This is a genomic window from Sandarakinorhabdus oryzae (assembly GCF_009733735.1).
Lineage (GTDB): Bacteria > Pseudomonadota > Alphaproteobacteria > Sphingomonadales > Sphingomonadaceae > Sandarakinorhabdus > Sandarakinorhabdus oryzae.
Genome location: NZ_WNJP01000200.1, coordinates 1 through 4507 on the forward strand (window position 1 = coordinate 1; position 4507 = coordinate 4507).

General features: G+C 68.6%; 6 protein-coding genes. 3 read left to right on the top strand and 3 right to left on the bottom strand.

Annotated features, from left to right (window positions below; genetic code table 11):
- From GJ693_RS14045 to GJ693_RS14055, 3 genes are all read left to right on the top strand, one after another.
- A partial coding sequence (locus tag GJ693_RS14045) for an ABC transporter ATP-binding protein (protein WP_156256901.1) occupies positions 1–448 on the top strand: 448 nt, incomplete at its 5' end.
- Positions 448–1074: a heme exporter protein CcmB gene (ccmB, locus tag GJ693_RS14050; RefSeq protein ID WP_156256902.1), complete on the top strand. Its 627-nt coding sequence runs from the start codon at positions 448–450 to the stop codon at positions 1072–1074. The genes GJ693_RS14045 and ccmB, both read left to right, overlap by 1 nt.
- A 76-nt stretch (positions 1075–1150) precedes the next feature.
- Positions 1151–1645 (top strand): c-type cytochrome, encoded by a 495-nt coding sequence (locus GJ693_RS14055; protein WP_235902936.1) that lies wholly within the window; start codon positions 1151–1153, stop codon positions 1643–1645.
- Positions 1646–1790: 145 nt separating this feature from the next.
- Here the strand turns inward: GJ693_RS14055 and GJ693_RS14060 are convergent, their stop codons facing one another.
- The 3 genes from GJ693_RS14060 to GJ693_RS14070 form a co-directional block, all read right to left on the bottom strand.
- The gene (locus GJ693_RS14060; RefSeq protein ID WP_156256903.1) at positions 1791–2282 is read right to left on the bottom strand and encodes a TspO/MBR family protein; all 492 of its coding nucleotides are present in this window, start codon (positions 2280–2282) and stop codon (positions 1791–1793) included.
- Between the two features lie 22 nt (positions 2283–2304).
- The gene (locus GJ693_RS14065; protein ID WP_197042213.1) at positions 2305–3552 is read right to left on the bottom strand and encodes a geranylgeranyl diphosphate reductase; all 1248 of its coding nucleotides are present in this window, start codon (positions 3550–3552) and stop codon (positions 2305–2307) included.
- Positions 3549–4507 (bottom strand): PucC family protein (locus tag GJ693_RS14070; protein ID WP_156256904.1); only part of this gene is annotated, 959 nt, incomplete at its 5' end. The genes GJ693_RS14070 and GJ693_RS14065, both read right to left, overlap by 4 nt.

The following is a 4507-nucleotide window of genomic DNA, read 5'->3' on the forward strand; positions in this document are numbered from 1 at the left end:
CAAGTCATCGCTGCTGCGGCTGCTCGCCGGGCTGTTGCGGCCCGAGGCCGGCAGCGTGTCGGGCGGCGGCCGCCGCGCCTTTGCCGGGCACGAGGTGGCGCTGAAACCGCGCCAGACGCTGGGGGCCGAACTGGCGCATTGGGCGCAACTGGATGGCGGGCGGGATCGCCTGCCCGGCGCGCTGGCAGCGATGAATCTCGCCGGGCTGGTGGATGTGCCATGCCGGCATCTTTCGTCGGGCCAGAAGCGCCGCGCCGCCATCGCCCGGGTGATCGCGGCCGGGGCGGATTGCTGGTTGCTCGATGAGCCCACCGCCGGGCTCGATGCGGCCTCCGCCGGCCTGCTGGCGGCTGCCATGGGCCAGCATCGGGCAGCCGGCGGCCTCATCGTGGCAGCGGTTCACGGCGATATCGGCCTCGCCGACACGGCAGAGCTCAGGCTCGGCTGATGTTCCTCGCGCTCCTCCGCCGCGATCTCGGGCTGATCGCCCGCTCCCCGGCCCTGTGGCTGCCGGTGATGTTCTTCGTGCTGACCGCGGCGCTGTTTCCCTTCGCCGTTGGCCCCGATGCCCGCCTGCTGGCCCGCATCGCGCCAGGCATCATCTGGGTGGCAGCGCTATTGGCCAGCCTGCTGCCGGTGGAAACGCTGCTGGCGCCGGATGTGGAGGACGGCAGCATCGACCAGCTGATCAGCCGCGGCATCGCGCTCGAACTGGTCTGCGCCGCACGCATCCTCGCCCACTGGGTGGGCTTTGCCGTGCCGTTGCTGGCGGCGCTGCCGGTGGCCGGCGTGCTGCTCGGCCTGTCTGCTGATGACGGCACCCGCCTCGCCATCGCGCTGCTGCTCGGCACCCCTGCGCTGGCCAGCCTCGCTGTAATCGCTGCAGCACTCACCGCTGGCCTGAAAGGCGGCGGCGCCCTGGCCGGCCTGATCGTGCTGCCGCTGGCGCTGCCGGTGCTGATTTTCGGCGTCGGCAGCGATGTTGCCGGCGCCTTTCGCCTGCTGGCGGCAGCCAGCCTGGTGGCGCTGGCGGTGGGGCCGTTTGCGGCGGCGGCGGCGCTCAAGCCGGAGTAAGCCTCGCATTGTTCAGGCTGAGGCAACCTCAGTTGGTGGCAAACTGGAGCATCTGATTTTGTTCAAGGATTGCCCCATGCGCCATTTCCTGTTTGCCATGCCGCTGCTCACCCTGGCGGCACTGCTCGCCGCTTGTGGCAGTGGTGACAAACCCGCCAGTGCCCCCGCCGCGGACGCAGCTACCGCACAAGTGCCGACTCCGGCGGCCACCCCGCCTGCCGCCGCGCCATCGGCACCCGTGGCCAGCGTCAGCTACGCCTCGCTCACCGGCGATGCGGCCAAGGGCGAGAAGATCTTCGCCCAGTGCAAGGCCTGCCACGTCGCCGAAGCCGGCGTGAACCGGGTTGGCCCGTCGCTCTATGGCGTTGTCGGCCGCCCGGCTGGCAGCATTGCCGGCTTCAACTACAGCAAGGCCAACAAGGGCAGCGGCATCACCTGGAGCGAAGACGTGCTGTTCGCCTATCTCGAAGCGCCGCAGAAATATCTGCCCGGCACCCGCATGGCCTTTGCCGGCCTGAAGCAGCCGCAGGACCGGGCCGACGTGATCGCCTATCTGAAAACCAGGGCCTGACGGACAGGACGGCCGGCGGCAAAGCCGCCGAGTCCGTCTGAAGAGCGTAACATATCAGCAAAAGCGCGGCAGAGCCGCGCCGTCGGAGCTGTTCTGCCGGGCACTGCGCCGAGTCTGGCGGCGACGCGCCGTCAGCCGGCTTGGCCTAGAACGGGCTGTTCAGTTCCACGATCGCCCGGTTGAGGACGGCCGCGAAGCCCACCCACGCGAGGTAAGGCAGCAGCAGTGCCGCCGCCGGTCGTGAGATGCGCCACAGCACGATGACCAAGGCAGCGATGCTGCTCCACAAGATGCCCACTTCCAGCGCCGCATAATCCGGCCGGTGCAGGCGGAAGAACAGGAAGCTCCACAGCAAGTTGAGAAAGCCGTTGAGGGCAAACAGGCCGATGATGTTCTCGGCCTGGGTGCGGGTGCGGGCGCGCAGCCAGGCGGTGGCGCCAGAGATAGTGCACAGGCCGAAGATCACCGTCCAGGCCGGGCCGAACAGCCAGGTCGGCGGCGCCCACGGCGGCTGCTTCAGCGCCTGATACCAAGGGCCGATATCGGTGATGGTGGCGCCGACCGCAGCCGTGAAGGCAGCGGCCACCGCAGCAACGGCGGCCGGCAGCACCCACGCCTGTTCCGACAATCGGGCCATCGGGCCTCCCGCGCCGCCTCGCTCAGGCCTGCGCCCGTTTGCCGGCGTTGTTGCCTTCGCGCACGCCGCCACCCGACAAGATGCCGGTGACCAACTGCACGCTGTCCTTTAGGAAGATCTTCACGTGGGCCAGCGGCTTTTTGCGCTGCAGCTCCTTGTTCATATAGGCTTCCCAGGTCAGCTGCTGGATGTCCTTGTCCATGCACAGCTTGACGAATTTCTCGCGCATCGTGTCGCTGCGATACCACCACCATTGCATGATGCCGAGCACGCGGAACACGGTGCCGTGCGCCTTCAGGAAACGCTTGCGGGCCAGGCCCAGCTTGGCGGGATCGCCGCTGGCCAGGGCTTCGGCGGCGGCCTTGGCGGCTTCGCGGCCGGCGGTCATCGCATAGAAAATGCCTTCGCCGCTGGCGGGGGCCACGCAGCCGGCGGCATCGCCGGCTACCACCACATCCTTGCCATTGTCCCACTTCTTGCGCGGGCGCAGCGGGATGGGCGCGCCTTCGACCCGGACGGTCTTGCAGGTTTCCTCGGTCATGCCCAGCTCTTCGCGCAGCTTGCCGACGGCCTTGCGCAACTCAAAGCCCTGCACGGCGCTGCCGGTGCCGATGCTGGTCTTGGAGCCGTGCGGGAACACCCAAGCATAGAAGTCCGGGCTGTGCTTGCCCTGGTAGAAGACGTCGCAGCGATTGCCTTCAAAGCCCTTGAAGCCTTCCGGCGGGCTGTCCACCACCTCGTGATAGGCGGCGACGAACGGCAGTTTCTCGTCGGGCAGGGCAGCGCGGGCGACCGACGAATTGCAGCCGTCGCAGCCGATCAGCATCTTCGTCTTCACGCGGATCGGATCGGAGCCACGCGCGGCACCCTTGGGACGATAGAGCACGACGGCCGAGCCATCGGGCTCGCGCTCCAGCCCTTCGAAGGTGCCATCCCGCCTGTCGGCGCCGTTCTTGGCGGCGCGGGCGCGCAGCCATTCGTCGAACACATCACGGTCGACCATGCCGACCCAGCCGCCTTCGCCCACCGGCATGTCGACCTTGCGATCGTTGGGGCTGATCATTCGGGCGCTGTTGGCGGTGGTGCACAGCAGCTCCATCGGCACGTCAAAATCCTTGAGCAGGCGCGGCGGCACCGCGCCGCCGCACGGCTTGATGCGGCCCATGCGGTCGAGCAGCATCACCTTGTGCCCGGCAACCGCCAGATCATTGGCCGCTGTCGCTCCCGACGGGCCGCCACCCACCACCACGAAATCGAACATATCGGTCATGCAATTGCCTCCGCCGCTGCCGGCCTGCCCGCCGTGTCTGTTGATGTGCTGCCCATCCGGTCATTCAACCGGAAAGCGATGATGGCCGCCAGCAGAAACAGCACGGCTTCTGCAGCAAACACCAATTCGAAGGCCCGGCCGTCGCTGTGCAGCGCGGTGCGCAGCCGATCGACGGCAAAGGCGCCGACAAAACCGCCGATGCCGAACGCCGAGGCCTGCGCCGCGCCCCACAGGCCCATGCGGATGCCCTCATGCCCAGGCCCGCCGCGCCCGGCCAGTTCCAGCATGGAGCCGATGGCGGCCACCGCGAACATGCCGTTGGCAAAGCCCAACAGCGCCACATTGGCCGCCAGCGGCCAGCCCGGCCCGGCCTGCGCCGCCAGCGCGAGACTGGCCAATGCGAGGGCTGAGGCAAGGCAGCCGGCGACAATCCAGCGCTTCAGCTTCATGCCGGCTTTGCCGCCAAAGGCATGGCCGCCAACGCCGACCAGGATCATGCCGGCCAGCACGCCCTGGTGCTGCACGCCGGACAGGCTGGTGGATTGGCCGGGCGTCATCTTAAACACCAGGCCCGCGAACGGCTCCAGGATCAGATCCTGCATCGAATAGGCCAGCATCGAGAAGAAGACGAAGATGCTGAACAGCCGGGTGAGCGGATCCTGCCAGATGCCCTTGAGGGCGTCGCCGAACGGCGCCGCCTCGGGCCTTTCTTCGGCTTGCGGCGCGCCTTCGATGCCCCAGACAGCGAGGCAGGTGACACAGAAGGCCGCGGCGACGACCCCGCCGGCGACCTGCAGCAGGCGCGTCGGCGAGAAGGGATCGAGCAGGGCCCCCGCCGTGCCGGCCGAAATGACGATGCCGACGATCATCATGATCCAGGTCAGGCTGGCGGCGGCCGGGCGGCGCGCCTCGGCCGTGCGGGTGGCGAGCAGGGCCAGCAGCGAGGTGCCGGCGG